The sequence below is a fragment of the Streptomyces sp. NPDC053367 genome (genome assembly GCF_044545925.1).
Taxonomy (GTDB): domain Bacteria; phylum Actinomycetota; class Actinomycetes; order Streptomycetales; family Streptomycetaceae; genus Streptomyces.
In genome coordinates this window covers 355,203-373,085 of record NZ_JBITYN010000005.1, presented here as the reverse complement: position 1 = coordinate 373,085, position 17,883 = coordinate 355,203, and the positions used below count along the sequence as shown (strand labels likewise).

At 72.3% G+C, this 17,883-nt stretch carries 18 protein-coding genes; 17 read left to right on the top strand and 1 reads right to left on the bottom strand.

Annotation, left to right across the window (positions count from 1 at the left end; all coding sequences use genetic code 11):
• The first annotated feature begins 459 nt into the window (after window positions 1-459).
• On the top strand, window positions 460-1,188 hold the full coding sequence (locus ACIGXJ_RS17085) for a hypothetical protein (RefSeq protein WP_399645558.1): 729 nt from the start codon (window positions 460-462) through the stop codon (window positions 1,186-1,188).
• Window positions 1,189-1,344: 156 nt separating this feature from the next.
• The gene (locus ACIGXJ_RS17080; protein ID WP_399645556.1) at window positions 1,345-2,184 is read left to right on the top strand and encodes a transcriptional regulator; all 840 of its coding nucleotides are present in this window, start codon (window positions 1,345-1,347) and stop codon (window positions 2,182-2,184) included.
• Here the strand turns inward: ACIGXJ_RS17080 and ACIGXJ_RS17075 are convergent.
• Window positions 2,175-3,656 carry a cytochrome P450 gene (locus ACIGXJ_RS17075; RefSeq protein ID WP_399645553.1) on the bottom strand — a complete coding sequence of 494 codons (1,482 nt, stop codon included), beginning with the start codon at window positions 3,654-3,656 and terminating at the stop codon, window positions 2,175-2,177. The genes ACIGXJ_RS17080 and ACIGXJ_RS17075 overlap by 10 nt on opposite strands.
• Before the next feature lie 247 nt (window positions 3,657-3,903).
• Between ACIGXJ_RS17075 and ACIGXJ_RS17070 the strand changes: the two genes are divergently transcribed.
• From ACIGXJ_RS17070 to ACIGXJ_RS17000, 15 genes are all read left to right on the top strand, one after another.
• Window positions 3,904-5,475: an acyl-CoA carboxylase subunit beta gene (locus ACIGXJ_RS17070; RefSeq protein ID WP_399645551.1), complete on the top strand. Its 1,572-nt coding sequence runs from the start codon at window positions 3,904-3,906 to the stop codon at window positions 5,473-5,475.
• A 362-nt stretch (window positions 5,476-5,837) separates the two neighbouring features.
• Window positions 5,838-6,095: an acyl carrier protein gene (locus ACIGXJ_RS17065; protein ID WP_399645548.1), complete on the top strand. Its 258-nt coding sequence runs from the start codon at window positions 5,838-5,840 to the stop codon at window positions 6,093-6,095.
• Between the two features lie 69 nt (window positions 6,096-6,164).
• A complete protein-coding gene (locus ACIGXJ_RS17060; protein ID WP_399645546.1) occupies window positions 6,165-7,406 on the top strand; it encodes a beta-ketoacyl-[acyl-carrier-protein] synthase family protein in 1,242 nt (413 codons plus the stop codon).
• Window positions 7,403-8,575, top strand: coding sequence for a beta-ketoacyl synthase N-terminal-like domain-containing protein (locus tag ACIGXJ_RS17055; RefSeq protein WP_399645543.1), 1,173 nt, complete (start codon window positions 7,403-7,405; stop codon window positions 8,573-8,575). Before ACIGXJ_RS17060 ends, ACIGXJ_RS17055 begins: the two co-directional genes overlap by 4 nt.
• Window positions 8,576-8,592: 17 nt before the next feature.
• Window positions 8,593-9,615: a beta-ketoacyl synthase N-terminal-like domain-containing protein gene (locus ACIGXJ_RS17050; RefSeq protein WP_399645540.1), complete on the top strand. Its 1,023-nt coding sequence runs from the start codon at window positions 8,593-8,595 to the stop codon at window positions 9,613-9,615.
• Window positions 9,612-10,478 carry an alpha/beta fold hydrolase gene (locus ACIGXJ_RS17045; RefSeq protein WP_399645538.1) on the top strand — a complete coding sequence of 289 codons (867 nt, stop codon included), beginning with the start codon at window positions 9,612-9,614 and terminating at the stop codon, window positions 10,476-10,478. The genes ACIGXJ_RS17050 and ACIGXJ_RS17045 overlap by 4 nt, the downstream gene beginning before the upstream one ends.
• Window positions 10,478-11,497: a thioesterase family protein gene (locus tag ACIGXJ_RS17040; RefSeq protein WP_399645535.1), complete on the top strand. Its 1,020-nt coding sequence runs from the start codon at window positions 10,478-10,480 to the stop codon at window positions 11,495-11,497. Before ACIGXJ_RS17045 ends, ACIGXJ_RS17040 begins: the two co-directional genes overlap by 1 nt.
• A 38-nt stretch (window positions 11,498-11,535) precedes the next feature.
• Window positions 11,536-12,720, top strand: coding sequence for a beta-ketoacyl-[acyl-carrier-protein] synthase family protein (locus ACIGXJ_RS17035; protein WP_399645533.1), 1,185 nt, complete (start codon window positions 11,536-11,538; stop codon window positions 12,718-12,720).
• Window positions 12,717-13,763: a beta-ketoacyl synthase N-terminal-like domain-containing protein gene (locus ACIGXJ_RS17030; protein ID WP_399645530.1), complete on the top strand. Its 1,047-nt coding sequence runs from the start codon at window positions 12,717-12,719 to the stop codon at window positions 13,761-13,763. Before ACIGXJ_RS17035 ends, ACIGXJ_RS17030 begins: the two co-directional genes overlap by 4 nt.
• A 67-nt stretch (window positions 13,764-13,830) precedes the next feature.
• Window positions 13,831-14,625 (top strand): SDR family oxidoreductase, encoded by a 795-nt coding sequence (locus tag ACIGXJ_RS17025; protein WP_399645528.1) that lies wholly within the window; start codon window positions 13,831-13,833, stop codon window positions 14,623-14,625.
• Complete coding sequence (locus ACIGXJ_RS17020) at window positions 14,625-15,554, top strand: alpha/beta hydrolase (protein WP_399645525.1); 930 nt, start codon at window positions 14,625-14,627, stop codon at window positions 15,552-15,554. The genes ACIGXJ_RS17025 and ACIGXJ_RS17020 overlap by 1 nt, the downstream gene beginning before the upstream one ends.
• Entirely contained in the window at window positions 15,547-15,894 is a 348-nt protein-coding gene (locus ACIGXJ_RS17015) for a DsrE family protein (RefSeq protein ID WP_399645522.1), read from the top strand. The genes ACIGXJ_RS17020 and ACIGXJ_RS17015 overlap by 8 nt, the downstream gene beginning before the upstream one ends.
• A gap of 1 nt (window position 15,895) precedes the next feature.
• Window positions 15,896-16,303: a hypothetical protein gene (locus ACIGXJ_RS17010; RefSeq protein WP_399645520.1), complete on the top strand. Its 408-nt coding sequence runs from the start codon at window positions 15,896-15,898 to the stop codon at window positions 16,301-16,303.
• Between the two features lie 2 nt (window positions 16,304-16,305).
• Window positions 16,306-16,701 carry a hypothetical protein gene (locus ACIGXJ_RS17005; RefSeq protein WP_399645518.1) on the top strand — a complete coding sequence of 132 codons (396 nt, stop codon included), beginning with the start codon at window positions 16,306-16,308 and terminating at the stop codon, window positions 16,699-16,701.
• A gap of 65 nt (window positions 16,702-16,766) precedes the next feature.
• Window positions 16,767-17,870: a beta-ketoacyl synthase N-terminal-like domain-containing protein gene (locus ACIGXJ_RS17000; RefSeq protein WP_399645516.1), complete on the top strand. Its 1,104-nt coding sequence runs from the start codon at window positions 16,767-16,769 to the stop codon at window positions 17,868-17,870.
• The last annotated feature ends 13 nt before the right edge of the window (window positions 17,871-17,883 follow it).

The window sequence follows — 17,883 nt, the reverse complement described above, 5'->3', positions numbered from 1 at the left end:
GCCTTTCCCGCTGAGCCCGTTGTACGGGCCTGGATACACCCTGGCAAGAACCTGCAACTTCGTTGCTGGACAAGGGTTCCGGAACGGATAGTGCAACGGGTCGGGTTCCGGAAGGAATATTGACTCACCAGTAACTGACTTGCGGGTACGCCCTGGAGATCCTGACTGGTGGCCGACCGCCGGAAGGAGTGCCCGTTGAGTTAGTCTCGACGCACTTCCGGATTACTCCGCGGAGGTGTGCTGGACCACAAATGGGGGTTCGTTCGGCACAGCGAGGTGCTGAATCGCGGCCCCGGCAGAAAGCGATTTACTTCGGGGGAGTTGCGGATTGTGACCGGGACAGAAGCGGAATCGCGACGACGGAGGGGCGGCCCTGCTGAATCCGTTGACCAGGAGGATCGGCCCGACCACCGCCGACCGACCGACCTCTTAGCAGCCGGGGCCGACGGAGCCGGCGGAGTGGACGGCGCCCTCCACCGGGCACGCGCTCTCATCGAGTCCGTGGAGGCCGACCGCCGGTACCACGCCCGCCCGGAGCGGTTTCTGTCGACGCAGGACGAGGCGGGGCTGCGGCGGGCACTGGCGCATCTGGCCGGTGCCGACGTCCGCAGCGTCGGCGTCGTCGTGCCGGACCAGGGCTCGGAGGACGAGGTCCTGCGCGTGGCCTCGGCCTGCCGCGCGGCCGCCTCCGGCGACGCGGCGGTGCGGCTGCTCTGCGCCCCGGCCGTGAGCCATGCGGAGCCCGTACGGGCCGCGGTGAGGGCCTTCGCGCCGTGTGAGATACGCACGTCGGAGGGCGCTCTGCAGGAGGCGGTCCTGCTGCCCGGCAGGCTCGCGGTCGTCTGGCCGGACCTCGGCACAAGGGCCCGGCAGGTTCTGATCATCAGGGACGCGGCCGTGGTCGGCGCGTTGTCCTCGCTGTTCGCGGTGGCCTGGGCGAACGGTTCCGGCCCGGCCGACCGGCCGAACCAGGGCGGCAGGGCGCGCAGCGAGCTGGGCCGCCGGATCCTCGCCTCCCTGATGGCCGGGCAGATCGACGAGGTGGCGGCCCGGGACCTCGGGATGCCGCTGCGCAGCTATCGGCGGCACGTCGCCGAGATCATGCGCGAGATCGGGGCGTGCTCACGGTTCCAGGCCGGCGCCCGGGCCTTCGAATTGGGACTGCTTCCGGCCGAGGCAATGCGCTGAGCAACCATATTCGAGAAGTCCGCGTCATCCCGAGCGGGTGGTGAAGGGCCGACTCGGTACGCCTGTTGAATACGAGTTCACGGGGGATACATGGGCAAGGAGTACATACCTGTCGATCCGCTCACGGGTGGAGACAGTTCAATTCTGGATGATTCAATGCTGGACGATTCGGTGCTGGACGATTCGGCGTATGTCCCGGACGAGTTCGGCGAGGCCCTGGCGGACATTCGCCGGCTGATCGACGCAGCCGTCGACCGATATCGCGTCATGTCCTTTCGCAATCAACTGATCGAGCCCCTCGAGTCCGGTCACGGACCGCTGCGGGAGGCCATCGTCGGGGTCATCGCCGCCGCGGAACGCTCCGTCGAGGTGGTGATCGCGGCGGAGGCGGTCCGCACCGAGCAGCTCTGCGCGGACCTTCAGTCGCTGCTCCTGGCCATGGACAAGAGCGTCCGGGTCCGGGTCCTGTGCAACCAGGCCATGCTCGACCAGGGCCTGGGCGAGGTGCAGCAGGGCGAGTGCTACCCGCTGGAGATCAGGGTGGCCCGGATGCCCTTCCTGGAGGCGGTCATCGCCGACGGCCGGATCGCGGTGGTGCGCACCCACCGGGGCGGGCAGGCCTCGCTGGTGCGGACGAAGGTCGTCACCGACGCGCTCCTGGCCCTGTTCGGCAGCGCGTGGCGCACCGCCGAGCCGCTCGGCTCCGGGATCGACCTCGGCCGCTCGGAGCGCAGTTCGTTCGCGGGGCAGATCCTCAGGCGGCTCTACGCCGGGGTCACCGACGAGGTGGCCGCACGGGAACTGCGCATCTCCGTCCGCACCTACCGCCGGTACGTGGCGGAGATCCTGGACGCGCTGGGGACCAAGTCGCGGTTCCAGGCGGGTGTCCTCGCGGCCGAGGCGGGGCTGCTCTCGGAGCGGCCGCCGGCCGGCCGGGGCCCGGCGGGCCAGGAGCTCTCCCGCTGGGCCCCGGCCTGCGGCCGGTCTCAGCCCTGAGCGCCGCTGTAGGGGCAGCCCGCGGTGCCGGTGCCGGTGCCGGTGCCGGTCCTGCCGGCCGGGCGGTCGAGGCGGTTCGCCGTCTCGGCCCCGCCCGCGGCGGAGGACTCGGGGCGCTCGCGCCGCTCGACCCGCATGCGCAGTCCGCCCTTGGGGCGCAGGGTGACCATCGGCTCCTTGACCGGCGCCGGCCCGGGCACGGTGTGCAGGCGTACCTGCTGGGCGAGCGTGGCGAGCACCACCTGGCCGTTGAGCAGCGCGTGGTGGTTGCCGATGCAGACCCGGTGGCCGGCCCCGAACGGCAGGTAGGCGTGCCGGGGCAGCAGGGCCTCGCGCTCGGGCGAGAACCGGTCCGGGTCGAAGCGCTCGGGGTCGGGGAAGTAGTCCGGGCGCCGGTGCAGCACGTAGGGGCTGAACACCACGGCGGCGCCGGCCGGGAGACGGTGGCCGAGCACCTCGACGTCCTCGGTGGGCTGCCGGGTGAACATGTAGACCGGCGGGTAGAGGCGCAGCGCCTCCTTGAACACCTGCAGGGCGTAGGGGAGTCGGGGCAGGTCGTCCAGGGTCGGCAGCCGGCCGCCGAGCACCTCGTCCACCTCGTCGGTCAGCCGCTGGTAGGCCTCGGGGTGCCGGGCGAGCAGGTGCAGGCTCCAGGTGAGGCCGGTGGCGGTGGTCTCGTGGCCAGGCATGAACATGTTCAACGCCTCGTCACGGATCTGCTTGTCGCTGATCGGGGTGCCGTCCTCGTACCGGGACTCCATCAGCAGGTTGAGCCAGTCGTCCGGTTTGCTCGTCATGGCCCGGCGCTCGGCGAGGATGGTGTAGAAGGCGTGCTCCATGCGCCGGATCGCCCGCCGGTAGCGGAGGTTGGCCGGGGTGGGCCACTCGATGGTCAGCGGGATCAGGGCGCTGGCCTGGGAGTCGAAGCCGTGGATGGCGTCGGTGAGCGCGTTGCCCAGCGCGTCGGCGTCGTCGAGGATGTCACGGCTGAACAGGTTGTGGCCGACGACGCCGAGGATCAGCCGCACCATCTCGCGGCGCACGTCGACCACGCCGCCGTCGGACCAGCCCCGTGACACCGTCTCGGCGACGCGCGCGGCCAGGTCCGCCGAAGGCTTCACCGCCGCGTTGTGGAACCGCGGCTGGATGATGCGGCGGTTGCGCTTGTGGTCCTCGTTGGTCGCCGTCAGCAGGCCGTCACCGAGCAGGGGCCGGGCGAAGGAACGGAAACGGTCGGTCTTCTCGAAGAGCGAGCCCTTCTTGATGAGAATCTCGTGGACCAGCTCGACCGAGTTCACGAGGTAGAAGTCGTCGCCCGCGATCCTGTAGATGCCGAGGTCCCCGCAGGTCTCGAACGCGCGGGAGAAAAGGGAGAGCCGGTCCTGCTTGAACTCCAGGGTGTTTCCGATGACGGGGCGCCCCTTCAGCCTGGGCACCGTCAGGTTCGTCTGGGAGAGGTCGGCTTGGGACATTCTCACGCCTTCCGTGATCGGCCGGGACTGCACACGGCGTCCGGGTTCGCCAACATTTGACGTGATCGGGAACGCGCGCGCCAACCTCCCGGGCAGGTAACTGCCAGCCGGACATCTTGTTGACACCCCGGTGAATATCCAGGGCGCTGCGCAATGGCCCGGCCATAAGGTCGGTCCGATAGTCAGGGTGTGCTGTGCCTGCGTCCGCCGGCCACCCCAATTCGGCCCGACGTCGGGGAAAGTCGCTATGAATTCACCGCACACCGGCGGGTCCATGGACACCCGCCTGGCAGAGCTGCGCGACCTGCGTGGCAAGATCCTGAGGGGGCCGAGCGAGAAGGCCACCGAGGCGCAGCACGCGAAGGGCAAGCTGACCGCCCGGGAGCGGATCGACCTGCTCCTCGACGAGGGCTCCTTCCACGAGGTGGAGCCGCTGCGCCGGCACCGGGCCACGGGGTTCGGGCTCGAGGAGAAGAAGCCGCACACCGACGGGGTGATCGTCGGGTGGGGCACGGTCCACGGCCGCAGGGTGTTCACCTACGCGCACGACTTCCGGATCTTCGGCGGTGCCCTCGGCGAGGCGCACGCGCAGAAGATCCACAAGATCATGGACATGGCGCTCGCGGCCGGAGCGCCGCTGGTGTCGCTCAACGACGGCGCGGGCGCGCGCATCCAGGAAGGGGTCACGGCGCTCGCCGGGTACGGCGGCATCTTCCAGCGCAACACCCGTGCCTCGGGGGTGATCCCGCAGATCAGCGTGATGCTCGGCCCGTGCGCGGGCGGCGCCGCCTACTCGCCGGCCCTGACGGACTTCGTGTTCATGGTCCGGGAGACCTCGCAGATGTTCATCACCGGGCCCGATGTGGTCCAGGCGGTGACCGGTGAGCAGATCTCCCAGAACGGGCTCGGGGGCGCCGATGTGCACTCGGCGGTGTCGGGGGTCTCCCACTTCGTCCACGACGACGAGGAGACCTGCCTCGAGGAGGTCCGCTACCTGCTGTCGCTGCTGCCCCTGAACAACCGCGAGCTGCCGCCGAGCCACCCGGGCGACGACCCGCCGGACCGGCGCTGCGAGGCGCTGCGGGACCTGGTGCCGGCCGACGGGAACCGCCCGTACGACATGCGCGGGGTGATCGAGGAGCTCGTCGACGACGGCGAGTTCCTGGAGGTCCACGAGCACTGGGCCACCAATGTGATCTGCGCGCTCGCCCGGATCGACGGCCATGTGACCGGCCTCGTCGCCAACCAGCCGCAGTCCCTCGCCGGGGTCCTGGACATCCACGCGTCGGAGAAGGCCGCACGCTTCGTGCAGCTGTGCGACGCCTTCAGCATTCCGCTGGTCACCCTGCTCGACGTGCCGGGCTTCCTGCCGGGCGTCGACCAGGAGCACGGCGGGATCATCCGGCACGGCGCCAAGCTGCTCTACGCCTACTGCAACGCGACCGTGCCGCGCATCCAGCTGATCCTGCGCAAGGCGTACGGCGGCGCGTACATCGTCATGGACTCCCGCTCCATCGGCGCGGACCTGTCCTTCGCCTGGCCGACCAACGAGATCGCGGTGATGGGCGCCGAGGGCGCCGCCAACGTCATCTTCCGCCGCGAGATCGCCGCCGCGGACGACCCCGGGGCCGTGCGCGCGCAGAAGATCAAGGAGTACAGGAGCGAGCTGATGCACCCCTACTACGCGGCCGAACGGGGCCTGGTCGACGACGTCATCGACCCGGCCGAGACCCGCGAGGTGCTCGCCGCCTCTCTCGCCATGCTCCGCGCGAAGCACGCCGAACTCCCCGCCCGCAAGCACGGCAACCCGCCCATGTGAGCCGCGGCGCGGCACCCCACCCGCGGCGCGGCACCCCACCCGCGGCGCGGCACCCCACCCGCGGCCGGCTCCCACCGGCGGGCGGCCTCCCGCACTCGCGGCCGCCGGCCGCGCCCGCGCCGGGCCGCGCCCGCCGCGCCCGCCGCGCCCGCCCGGGAGGCCATCAGCAAAATGCCACTCGAAATGGCCGGACAGGGAACCGCATGGCGATTGGCAGCTAGTTGCAGGACCGCTTGTCGGGGCCTCAGGGCGCCGAATAGCGTGATCAATACCGCGGGAGATTCCACGGATTCCCTCTCCGTCGCTCTCCGCGGACCCTCATCTCCGCAAACTCCGCTGAATCACAGAAAGTGAGGCTCGCCGTGGCAGCCACCACCGCTGAACGCCAGGAGATCATCAAGGAAATCGTCTGCGACATCCTCGAGATCGACCCGGAGGAGATGACGCAGACGAGCCGCTTCAAGGAGGACCACGACGCGGACTCCCTGCGTGCGATCGAAATCCTGGCCTCTCTGGAAAAGGAGTTCGGAGCGGTGATCAACCAGTCCGAACTCGGCCGGATGGTCAATCTCGAAGGTGTCTACGAGGTCGTGGCCGAGGCCGCCGGCTGGAAGAACTGACGAGCGACACCGCGCCTGCGGACGAGTGACCTGGAATGCGGCCGGGTGCCGCCAGATCTCGGGGTGAGTATGTCTGATAAACCGGCGAACAGAGTGGTCATCACCGGGCTCGGTGCGGTGTCCAGCATCGGCCAGGGCGCGGACGAGTTCCTGGCCGGGCTGCGCTCGGGTCGCAGCGCCGCGAAGCCGATCACCGCTTTCGACACGACAGGCTTCGAGCACGCCAACGGCTGCGAGATCGCCGACTTCGAACCGACCGACTGGATCCGGAACTTCGACGTCGACGAGCTGGGCAGGGCCAGTCAGTTCTCGGTGGCGGCGTCCAGGATGGCGGTCGCCGACGCCGCCCTGGAGGAGGCCGACCTCAGGGCCCACCGGTGCCTGATATCGATCGGCACCACCGACGGCGAGTCACGCGACCTCGACCAGCTGGTCGAGACGGAGGTCCGCTCCGGGCCCGAGCGGATGGACCCGACGGTCGCCGCCCGCATCCCGGCGGGCCGGCTGTCCGCCGCGGTGGCCCGTGAGTTCGGGCTCACCCGGGTCGAGGCGGTGACCCTGCCCACCGCGTGCGCCGCCGGCAACTACGCGATCGGCTACGGCTACGACGCCATCCGGACCGGAGAGGTCGAGTTCGCCCTGTGCGGCGGAGCCGACGCCCTGTGCCGGAAGACCTTCACGGGCTTCTACCGCCTCGGCACCATCGCACCGGAGCGGTGCCAGCCCTTCGACATCGACCGCAAGGGCATCCTCACCGGCGAGGGCGCCGGAGTGCTGCTCCTGGAGAGCCTGGAGTCCGCCCTCGCCCGCGGCGCGCACATCTACGCCGAGGTCCTCGGCTACGGGCTCAACTGCGACGCGTACCACCCGGTCGCCCCGAACCAGGACAGCGTCGCGCGGTGCATGCAACGCGCCCTGGACAACGCGGGTGTGAAGCCCGCGGAGGTGGACTTCATCTCCGCGCACGGCACCGGCACCAAGGCCAACGACGTCACCGAGGCGGGAGCCATCCGCCAGGTGTTCGGCGAGCAGACGCCGCGGACCATCTCCATCAAGTCGATGATCGGGCACAGCATGGGGGCCGCCAGCGCCCTCGCGTCCATCGCCTGCGCCCTGGCGATCCAGGAGGGGTTCATCCCCCCGACCATCAACCACGTCACGACGGACCCCGAGTGCAACGTCGACTGCGTGCCCAACGAGGCCATCGACGCCGACCTGCGGGTCGTGCAGAACAACGGACTCGCGTTCGGCGGCAACAACTCCGTCGTGATCTTCGGCAAGTACGAGGCGAGCGAGGCGGTACCGCTGTGACCGACCAGGACCCGGTGGCACCGGGCACACCGCACCCCGACGTGGTCGGCCTCGGTGCCGTCAACAGCGTGGGCGACAGCGTCGACGAGGTCTTCGAGGCACTGTGCGCGGGCCGCGACGGCCGCGCTGAGCTGCGGGGCTTCGACCGCGGCCGGTTCCGGGCGCAGCACGCGTACGAGATCGACGACCGGCCGGACGGCCGGGACGTCCCCGGCCGCGCCACCCGCTGGCTGGTCAGGGCCGTCGAGGAGGCGGCGCGGGACGCAGGACTGGGCACGGACCTCACCGAGGTGCCGATCCTGGTCGGCACCGGCCTGCGCGAACTGCGGTCGGCCGAGCTCGGCTGGCGCGACGGGGCCGCCTTCGACGTGGCGGACCTGCACTTCGGCCGGGCGCTGCGGGAGCACTTCGGCGCCGTACGCACGTACACCGTCTCCAACGCCTGCTCCGCCTCGCTGTACGCCCTGGCGATGGGATGCGACCTGCTGGCCTCCGGGGACGCGGAGCACGTCGTCGTCGCGGGCGTCGACACGCTCACCGAGAGCATGTACGGCCTCCTGGACCGGGTGCACATGGAGCCCCCGGACCGGGTCAGGCCCTTCGACGAGGACCGCCGGGGCGTCCTCATGGGCGACGGCGCGGCCGCGATCGTGCTCCGCCGCGGCGGAGGCGCCCAGGGCGCACAGGTCCACGGCCGGGTCCGCTCGGTGCACGTCAACTGCGACGCGTACCACGTCACCGCGCCCGACCCCGGCGGTGTGGCCGAGGCGGTCCGCGGCGCCCACCGGCAGGCGGGCGTCAAACCCGCGGACATCGACCTGGTGCTGCTGCACGGCACCGGGACGCTGCTCAACGACGAGGCCGAGGCGGCCGCGATCGGCGAGGTCTTCGGGCCGCACACCGCCGGCCCGCTGATGACCGCGGTCAAGTCGATGACCGGGCACACCTCGGGCGGCTCGGGCCTGCTCAGCCTGATCGTCGCGCTGCGCTCCCTCACCTCGGGGCGGGTGCCGCCGACCGTGGGACTGCGCACACCGATCGACGAGGCGGGGGACTTCCGCTTCGTCCAGGGCGCCGAGACCACGGCGGAGCTGACGCTCGCCCAGGTGAACGCATTCGGATTCGGCGGCGTCAACGCCGTCGCCGTGGTGGAGAGGGCAGGTCGGTGAACCCGGTGGGAATCCTGGTGACCGGTGTCGGAACCGCGCTGCCCGGCGTGGCCGGGCCCGAGGACCTGCTGCGGTCCGCGCCCACCGAGCAGGAGCCGCAGGTCGATCCCGCGGCGCTGCTCGGCAAGCGCGGCCTGCGCTACAAGGACCGGGCCTCGCAGCTCGCCCTGTGCGCCGCGCGGGACGGTCTGCGCGCGGCCGGCCTGCTGTCCGAGGACGGCTCCGCACTCACCGTGCCCAGCGCGTCGGTGGGGGTGGTGGCCAGCTCCAACCTGGGAAACCTGGACACCGTCTGCTCGGTGGCGGACGGCATCAAGGAGCTCGGGGTCGACGGCATCAGCCCGATGGGACTGCCGAACGCGTCCAGCAACGTGATCGCCTCCACGGTGGCGATCCGGTACGGGCTGCGCGGGCCGAACCTCATGGTCTGCAACGGAGCGCCGTCCGGCCTGGACGCGGTGTTCTGGGGCGCGGCCACCGTCGCCGCCGGCCGGGCCGACCGGGTCCTGGTGATCGGCGTCGAGACCGACAACCGGTACGTCCGCGGCCTGCTGGGCGACCCGGAGGGACAACTCCTGGACGGTGCGGTGTCCTTGGTCCTGGAGCGGTCCGACGCCGCGGCCGAGCGCGGGGCCACGGCCGTCGCCGTCCTCGGCCGGTCCACCCGGCAGGCCCAGGTGGCCACCTGCCTGGACCGGCTCGTCGCCGGGGACGGCGCGGAGCCCGGGGTCTGGTTCGTCCCGGAGGGGTACGGCGCGCAAGGGCCGCACCCCTCGCGGCCGGACGGCGAGGCCACGGACGGCGGCCGGTCCGCCGGTGACGGCGACGGGCGGCTGCCCGCCGACGTGCCGCGGGTCGACCTCAGCACGGTCTTCGGCCGGGCCTCCGGCGCCCTCGGCGTGCTGCAGTGCGCGGCGGCCGTCGGCTGGTTCGCCGCGGCCGGGGCGGACACCCGCCGGCCCGCCCTGGTGACCACGGGCACCGACGGGGACGACGCGGTCGCCTCCTACGTGCTGATGCCGCCCGGCACCGCCGCATGAGCGCCGGCGACCCGCCCGTGTCGGTGTCCCTGCGCCGGCCGGGCCGCGGCCCCGCCCCGCTGCGGGTGCTGTTCCTGCACGGTCTGGCCGGCGGCGCCAACGTCTGGGACGACTACCTCGCCCAGGCCGCGGACCACGGCCACGAGCTGTGGACGGCCGAGCTGCCGTGGCGGTCGGAGGAGGTGCCCGACTGGGCCGTGCGCCCACCGGCCCACTGGACGGCCGAGGCCATGGGCCAGGTGCCCGGCGGACCCGATGTGGTGGTGGCGCACTCCTTCGGCGCCGGGGCGCTCCTCGCGCTGCTCGACGGGCAGGGCGTGGACCCCGGCGGGCTGGCGCCGGACGGCGTGGACGCGTTCGCCTGGCACCGCCTGCGCGGCGTCGTCCTGGTCTCGCCGTTCTACCGGGCCCGCCCCCGGGACTTCGACTGGGAGGCGCTGTCCTACTACGTCAACGGCTTCGACCGGATCCTGGCGGACGGGCTGCGCGTGCGCTCCGGCGGCCGGATCACCGGCGAACTCCGCCAGGACATGGCGCTGAAGGTGCGGGAGCGGGTCGGGCCGTACGGCTGGACCAGCTTCTTCGACACCTATCTGCGCACGCCCTACCTGCGGACCGAGCGCCTTTCCGGGCCCTGCCTGGTGATCGGCGGGGAGGCGGACTTCGCCGCCCACCCGTCCGACGGCGAGGCGCTGGGCGCGGCCCTGCCGGACGCCACCGTGAAGATCCTCGGCGACTGCGGCCACTTCGCGATGGTCGAGCAGGCCGCCGAGTTCGCCGCCCTGACCGACAGCTTTCTTGATTCCGCCGCAGCCCGGCCCCGGCCGGGCGCGACCGACGAACGCGTGAGGGAGAACGACTGATGACCGTGACCGCCGAGGCCGTCAAGGCACTCGTGGAGACCGAGAGCACCGTACGGCTGCGGCCGCGCTACGAGGGCTCCAACATCAACACCTGGATCGGGTTCAAGCACGTCAACTACCTGGTCGAGGAAGCGGTCCTGGAGCACTTCCGGGCCGCGGGCCTGGGCTCGCGGTACCTGTTCGAGCAGCACGGCCTGGGCCTCGACGTGGCCGACCTCGACACCCGCATCCTGCACGCCTTCCACCAGGACGACGAAGCCCGGGCGGTGGTCGTCCCGAAGACCGAGGACGGGGACGAGAAGGGGCACCTGGCCTTCGCCGTCACGCTGTACGTCGAGCGCGACGGCAAGGAGCTCAAGGCCGTCACCTCCAAGGTCAAGGTGGCGCTGCGCATCGACAGCTACCTCGCGCAGGCCGAGGTGCCGCAGGAGCTGGCCCGCTTCGCCGTCGCCGAGCTCGGCGGGTTCGCCGAGCTGGGCGAGCACCACGGCGCCGAGGTCACCGAGGCGGCCGGCACCGCGCTGTCCGCGGGCCGGGGCACGACCGGCGACGAGGACCCGGTCCTCGCCCAGCTCCTCGCCGGGCGGAACGCCTTCGGCTGGAAGTGGCGGATCCCCTACCCGTACTGCCACTTCAACGAGCGTCTCGCCATGTCGGGCTACCTCCGCCAGGTGGAGGAGGTCGTGGACCTCTTCCTCGCCGACCGGGGCATCTCGATCAAGACGCTCCTGGACGACCGCAAGTGGATCCCGGTGGTGCCGCACTCGCGCGTGCAGTTCCTCGGCGAGGCGCTGATGGAGGAGGACCTCTACACCGTGTTCACGGTCGAGGAGGTCTTCAAGGACCTCACCTACACCGCCCGTACCGACTTCTACGTGGTCCGCGAAGGCCGCCTGGTGCAGACCGCCACGGGCCGGATCACGCACGGCTACGCGGTGTTCGGCGACCGCAGCGACTGGAGCCTCGTCAACTTCGACGACCGCGTCCTGCAGGCGTTCGCCGGCCGGCCCGGCGCCTGACGCAGTCCCGCCGAACCCGCATCCCTGAGAGGGACCCGATGAATGATGTGCTGATCACCGGACTGGGCGTGATCTCCCACCTGGGCAACGGTGTCGATGCCTTCTGGGCTGGCCTGAACGCGGCGAAGAGCGCCCCTTCGCGGGTCCCCGACCCGAACGCGCGGATGGACCTGCCGCTGATGTACGCGGTGCCGGAGGCCGAACTGCCCTCGATGCCCGAGCGGTTCAACGGGCTGCCGCTCGGCGGTGGTTCCCGCCTGGCCATCGAGGCCGCCCGGCAGGCGGTGACCGACGCCGGCCTCGGCGGGATCTCCCCGGACCGGATCGCGGTGGTGATCGGCACCGGCATGGGTGACTCGGGGCTGCACGAGGAGTGGCGGGTGAGCGGCCGGCCCCAGGGCGGCCACTGGGCGCCGGTCTTCTCGGTGGCGTCGGCGGTCGGCGCCTGGTTCGGCGCCGAGGGCGCCAACATGAGCGTCAGCAACGCGTGCGCGGCCAGCGGGTTCGGGCTGTCCCTGGCCGCGGACCTGATCCGCTCGGGCGAGGCGGACGTGGTCATCGCCGGCGGCGCGGAGTCGTACTCACGGGTCGCCCTGGCCTGCTTCAACCGGCTCGGGGCGATCGACCCGGAGCGGTGCCGCCCCTTCGACCTGCACCGCAAGGGCACCCTCTTCGGCGAGGGCGCCGGGGTCATGGTCCTGGAGTCGGCCGCCCACGCCCGTGCCCGCAACGCGGCCCGCGCGTACGCCAGGATCGCGGGAGCCGGCTGGAGCTGCGACGCCCACCACGCGACGGCGCCCGAACCGAACGGCACGCAGATCGCCCGGGCGATGCGGCAGGCGCTGGCCGAGGCCGGGGCCGACCGCGACGACGTCGGCTGCGTCGTCCCGCACGGCACCGGCACCGAACTGAACGACGCCGTGGAGAGCCGGGTCCTCGGCGAGGTGCTCGGCGCCGGACCGGACCGGGTCCCGCTCTACAGCCTGAAGGCGCTCCTCGGCCACACCGGCGGCGCCGCGGCGGCCCTCGCCACCGTCGCCGCCGCGCAGATCCTCTACCGCAACAGCGTGCCCCCGAACGCCGCGCTCACCGAGCAGGACCCGGAGTGCAAGGTGTTCCTGCCGACCCGGTCCATGCCGCCGACCGGGAAGTACGCGCTGGTCAACGCCTACGCCTTCGGCGGCAACAACGTATCCCTCGTACTGCAGGAGGCCGGGGTATGACCACGTCACAGCAGCTGACGGACACCGGGCAGGACCTGGTCGTCACGGGGATCGGCGTGGTCACCCCGTGGGCGGACACCCCGGCGGCGGCCGTGCGGACCGCCCGGCAGGACGCCCCCGAGGACTGGTTCGACCACCGGGAGCGGCTCGGCCGGCGCGGCTACAAGTACCTGCCGTCCGCGACCCAGTACTTCCTGGCCGCGACCAAGCAGGCCATCGCGGACGCCGGTGCCCCCCTCGACGGCGGCGAGGGCGCCGGCCCCGCGGGCCTCGCCGAGGAGGAGCGGCGCGGCGCCGCGGTCGGCACGAACAGCGCCGCCGAGGCCCTGCACGAGGAGATGGACCGCACCGTGCTGACGGCGGGCGCGAACGCGCTCAGCCCGGCCACGGCCCCGTACTTCTCGATCAACCTGTTCGGCAGCCGCCTGGCCACCGAGCACGCGCTCAAGGGGTTCAACCTCACCCTCACCTCACCGCGCGTGGCCGGGCTGGAGGCGCTGGAGAACGGGGCCCGGTCGGTGCGGCTGGGCCGGGCCTCCTGGCTGGTGGCCGGCGCCACCGAGGAAGCGCTGCCGGACACCGACCCCGACGCGGGCCTGTCCGAGCGCGGAGCGGTGGCCCTGGTCCTGGAGCCCACCGACCAGGTCCGGGCGCGCAAGGGGCGCGGGCGCGGCTACGGGCACTGCCGGGTCCGCAGCCTCTTCCTCCCGCCCCAGACCGCCGCCGCACCCGAGGGCGCGCAACGGGCCCGGGCCCGTCTCGACGCCGCCCTGGCCGCGCTGGGCACGGGCCCCGTCGCGGAGCACCAGGTGATCGCGGTGCTCGACGACTCACCGGTGGCCGCCGCGGTGGCCGGCGCGGTGGGGCCGACGGCACGCCTGGTCAGGGCCGGCGCCGGCTCCCTCGAGCCGCTCCTGCAGGTCGCCGGGGCACTGGCCGAACTGTCCGGCCCCGTCGTGGTGGTCACGGCGGCCCGCGAGGGCAACCTCGCCGTCGCACTGCTCACCCCGCCCGACCGCCCCCGCCGCGGCCGGCGCGACTGAGCCGCGGACCCGCCCGAAGCACCGGTCCGAGGCCGGCCGCACCGTCCGAGAACGAGGAATGAGACCGATGACGACGTCACTTGAGGGCACCTGGAACCTGATCCTGGGCGCCTCCAGCGGGATCGGCCTGGCCAACGCCAAGGCGCTGGCGGCCGAGGGCGCCAACATCCTGGGTGTGCACTTCGACACCGCCGAGGGCCAGGAGAAGACCCAGGCCCTCGTCGAGGAACTGCGCTCGACCGGCGTGGCGGCACACTTCTACAACGCCAACGCCGCCAGCCCCCGCACCCGGGCCGAACTCGTGCCGGCCTTCGCGGAGCTGACCGGCGGGCGCCCCCTGAAGGTGCTGCTGCACTCGCTCGCCTTCGGCAGCCTGCTCCCCTACCTGCCCACCGACGGCGGGCCGGCCATGACCCAGCGCCAGATGGACATGACGCTCAACGTGATGGCGCACTCCCTCGTCTACTGGACCCAGGACCTGCACGGCGCCGGACTCCTCGGCGAGGGCTCCAAGATCTACGCCATGACCAGCGCCGGGGACCAGAAGGTCACCGCCAACTACGGGGCCGTCTCCGCCGCCAAGTGCGCCCTGGAGTCGCATGTGCGGCAGCTGGCCCTGGAACTGGCCCCGAGCGGGGTGGCGGTCAACGCGCTGCGGGCGGGGGTCACCCTCACGCCCTCCCTGGAGCGGATCCCGGAGCACGACTCCCTCATCGAACTCGCGGCCCGCAACAACCCGCACGGCCGCCTGACCCGGGCCGAGGACGTCGCCGACGCGCTCGTCACCCTGTCGCGCAGCAGCTCCTCGTGGCTCACCGGGAACGTCATCGGCGTCGACGGCGGAGAGGCGCTGACCACCTGATGCGCGCCACGCTCCAGGCCCTGAAGGCCGTGGCCGCCGCCGTGCCCCTGGCGGCCCGGCACGCGTACGAGCTCTACCACCCGCCGCGCGCGAAACCCGGCCGCACCCCGCAGAGCAAGGGCCTGCCGCTGCGCGAACTCCGGCTCACCACGAGCCGGGACGGTATCGAGCTGCGCGGCTGGGTGGTGCCCGGCGCCGGACCGCACACGGTGGTGGTCTGCCACGGCATGGGCCGCACCATGTCCAGCACGCTCGGGCACATCGAGCTGCTGCACCGGGCGGGCTGGCACGTCGTCGCCTACGATCTGCGCAACCACGGCGACAGCGGGCGGGACCGGCGCCTCGGAAGCATGGCGGAGCGCTACACCAGCGACCTGGCGGACGTCCTGGGCCGGGTCGAGGCGGACCCCGAACTCGGCGGCGGACAGATCGCGTTGTACGGGTTCTCGTTCTCCACCTGGGTGGCCCTCAGCGTCCTCACCCGGCTCGACCGGCCCCCGGCGGCGCTGGTGTGCGACAGCGGGCCGATGTTCGACATCGCGTCGGGGCTGCACCACTTCGCGCAGGTGCGCAGATCGTCGCTGCCGGAGGAGCTGCGCGGCGGCGCGGCCCACGCCGTCTACCGGTTCTTCTTCAGCGCGCTGTGCCGGCGCATGCTCGCCGTACGGAAGTGGCCGCCGGACCTGTCCGGGACACCGACGCGGCTGATGTTCATCGCGGGCGGCCAGGACCCGCTCGTACCCGAGTCGCAGATCACCCCGGTCGCGGACCGCTACCCGCACGCGGAGCGCTGGACCGCGCCGAACGCCCTGCACATGAACGCCCTGCGGTTCGACCGCGAGGAGTACCAGGAGCGCGTCCTCACCTTCTTGACCAGGGCGTTCTCCCAGTCGGACGGACGGCGAAGCGAGGCTGCCAGGAATGGATGACTACCTGCTGATCGAGTCCCAGGGGCCCTGGGGCGGCCCCGGGGCCGAGCGGTTCGTCGGCGACGCCAACCGGCTGCGCACGGCCGGCCACGAGGTCGCGCTCCTGCTGATCGAGAACGGCGTCACGACCGCGCTCACCGGCCCCGCGGACACGACCGGAACGCCCCAGCGCGCCCTGCGCGAGTTCCTCGGCAACGGCGGGCGCGTCTGGGTGGACACCTTCTCCCTGACCCACCGCGCGCTGGTGCCGGAGCAACTCGTGCCCGGGGCACGCCCGGTGGAGATGGACGAGGTCGCCGCCCTGCTGCTCGAACCCGGCGTACGGGGGGTGTGGCACTGACATGGCCAAGCCCCTGCCCCGCGCCGACGTACTGCTCGCCCTGATGGGCACCCCGCACATCAGCGACATGGTCACCAGCGCCGTCCGCCTCGCCCAGGCCCTCCTGGAGCGCGGCGCGACCGTGCACATCTGGACCTGCGGCCACGCCACCGGTCTGACCAGGCAGTCCCTCGGCGAGACCAAGCCGCGCAACCTCGTGGACTGGTCCCGCGACTACCCGACCAGCGCGACCCTCGCCAAGGAACTCCTCGACACCTTTCCCGACCGCCTCACCTGGTACTCCTGCCGCTTCTGCACCCAGGAGCGGGGATCCGAACCGCACATCCCGCAGATCGAGGTCCGCCCGCCGTTCAAGTTCGACGAGCACCTGGAAGCGGCCGACAAGACCTTGTTCCTGGGGGTGTTCTGACGATGAGCGACAACCGAAGGCGCCTGCTGATCATCGAACGCGCCTACCGCGGGGCCGTGGAGACCCAGTTCGCCGACGTGCTGTACCTCGCCCGGGAGCTGAACCGGCAGCAGAACGGCACCGACATCCTGCTGCGCGGACTCGCCGTCACCTGCGCGGCCGCCGACCCCCGTCCGGCGCCGGCCGTCGTCGTGGGCCGGCGCAAGCTCGACACGCTGCCCGACCCCAGGGACTCCGTGCGGAGCCTGCTCGAGAACGGGGCCACGGTCTGGGCGGAGGAAGCGGACCTGGCCCTCTTCGAGACGGGTCCGGCGTGGCTGCAGCCCCGGGTGCGCCGGGCCGGCCCCGCCGATCCGCTGCCGGACTGGTCCACGTACCGGAGCGTCTACTTCCTGTGATCCGCGGCCGCGCCCAGGTCGTGCCACGCCAACCGAACCCCGAAGTGAGTGAAGGAACTCGACCCATGGACACCTCCACCGCCGTGCGCGGCCCACTCATATCCGCCTGGTCGGTCGTCTCCCCGTTCGGCCTGCACGCCTCGGACTTCACCGCCGGTCTCGGCGCGGGACGGGCGGCCGCCGAGTCGCTCGACGGCGACGACTGGCGGGTGCCGGTCGACAGCGCCTGCCTGGTGCCGGGCTTCAGCAACCGCGAGGTCCTCGGCCGCAAGGGCACCCGCTCCATGGACCGGGTGACCGGACTGGCGGTGGCCGCCGTCGGCCGGCTGCTCCAGGACGGCGAGGGCGAACGCATCCCGGGGGTGGCCGACGACGCCGCCCTGGTGCTCGGCACCAACACCGGCAGCGCCCAGAGCATCATGGACTTCACCCGGGACTCGCTGGTCCAGGAGAAGCCCTTCTTCGTCGACCCGATGCGCTTCCCCAACACCGTGATGAACTGCGCGGCCGGCCAGTCCGCGATCTGGCACCAGCTCAAGGGCCCCAACACGACCATCGCGGGCGGCCGCGCCAGCGGACTGCTCGCCCTCAACTACGCGCTGCGCCTGAAGAAGTCGGGCCACGCCGACACCGTGCTGTTCGGCGCGGTCGAGGAGTTCTCCGCGGCGCGCGCCTGGCTGGAGTGGCACACCTGGGGCGGCCGGGAGGAGGCCGTCCTCGGCGAGGGCGCCGCCGTCCTGCTGCTGGAGTCGGAGGAGGACTCGGCGGCACACGGACGCGGCGGGCTCGCCGAGGTGCTCGGCCTGGAGTTCGGCGTCTACCACGAGCCGGGCTCCGAGCCGGCGGTGCTCGTCGACTGCGTCCGCCGGCTCCTGGAGCGGGTCGGCGTCCAGCCCGGCCAGGTCCGGTTCCACGCCGACTCGCACGCCGGCGGGGAGCGCGCGGCCACCGAACGGGTGGCGCTGGCAGCGGTGTTCGGCACCGACGGTCCGGAGCGGGTGCCCTGCGCCGAGCTGATCGGTGACACCAACGCCGCGGCCGCCGCGTTCCAGATCGCGGCCGTGCTCGCGGTGGCCGAGGGCCGGGAGGACGTCCGGGACCAGGTCGCCCTGATCACCTCCGTGGACCGCGACGGCGTGGTCGGCTGCGCCCTGCTGCGCCTGTGCTGACCGGCGCTCCCGC

Bases quoted from the DNA above. Each gene is read 5' to 3' on its own strand.
- ACIGXJ_RS17080 (WP_399645556.1), top strand. From the start codon at position 1,345: ATGCTGGACGATTCGGTGCTGGACGATTCGGCGTATGTCCCGGACGAG.
- ACIGXJ_RS17075 (WP_399645553.1), bottom strand. From the start codon at position 3,656: ATGTCCCAAGCCGACCTCTCCCAGACGAACCTGACGGTGCCCAGGCTG.
- ACIGXJ_RS17070 (WP_399645551.1), top strand. From the start codon at position 3,904: ATGAATTCACCGCACACCGGCGGGTCCATGGACACCCGCCTGGCAGAG.
- ACIGXJ_RS17060 (WP_399645546.1), top strand. From the start codon at position 6,165: ATGTCTGATAAACCGGCGAACAGAGTGGTCATCACCGGGCTCGGTGCG.
- ACIGXJ_RS17045 (WP_399645538.1), top strand. From the start codon at position 9,612: ATGAGCGCCGGCGACCCGCCCGTGTCGGTGTCCCTGCGCCGGCCGGGC.
- ACIGXJ_RS17040 (WP_399645535.1), top strand. From the start codon at position 10,478: ATGACCGTGACCGCCGAGGCCGTCAAGGCACTCGTGGAGACCGAGAGC.
- ACIGXJ_RS17035 (WP_399645533.1), top strand. From the start codon at position 11,536: ATGAATGATGTGCTGATCACCGGACTGGGCGTGATCTCCCACCTGGGC.
- ACIGXJ_RS17030 (WP_399645530.1), top strand. From the start codon at position 12,717: ATGACCACGTCACAGCAGCTGACGGACACCGGGCAGGACCTGGTCGTC.
- ACIGXJ_RS17025 (WP_399645528.1), top strand. From the start codon at position 13,831: ATGACGACGTCACTTGAGGGCACCTGGAACCTGATCCTGGGCGCCTCC.
- ACIGXJ_RS17020 (WP_399645525.1), top strand. From the start codon at position 14,625: ATGCGCGCCACGCTCCAGGCCCTGAAGGCCGTGGCCGCCGCCGTGCCC.
- ACIGXJ_RS17015 (WP_399645522.1), top strand. From the start codon at position 15,547: ATGGATGACTACCTGCTGATCGAGTCCCAGGGGCCCTGGGGCGGCCCC.
- ACIGXJ_RS17010 (WP_399645520.1), top strand. From the start codon at position 15,896: ATGGCCAAGCCCCTGCCCCGCGCCGACGTACTGCTCGCCCTGATGGGC.
- ACIGXJ_RS17005 (WP_399645518.1), top strand. From the start codon at position 16,306: ATGAGCGACAACCGAAGGCGCCTGCTGATCATCGAACGCGCCTACCGC.
- ACIGXJ_RS17000 (WP_399645516.1), top strand. From the start codon at position 16,767: ATGGACACCTCCACCGCCGTGCGCGGCCCACTCATATCCGCCTGGTCG.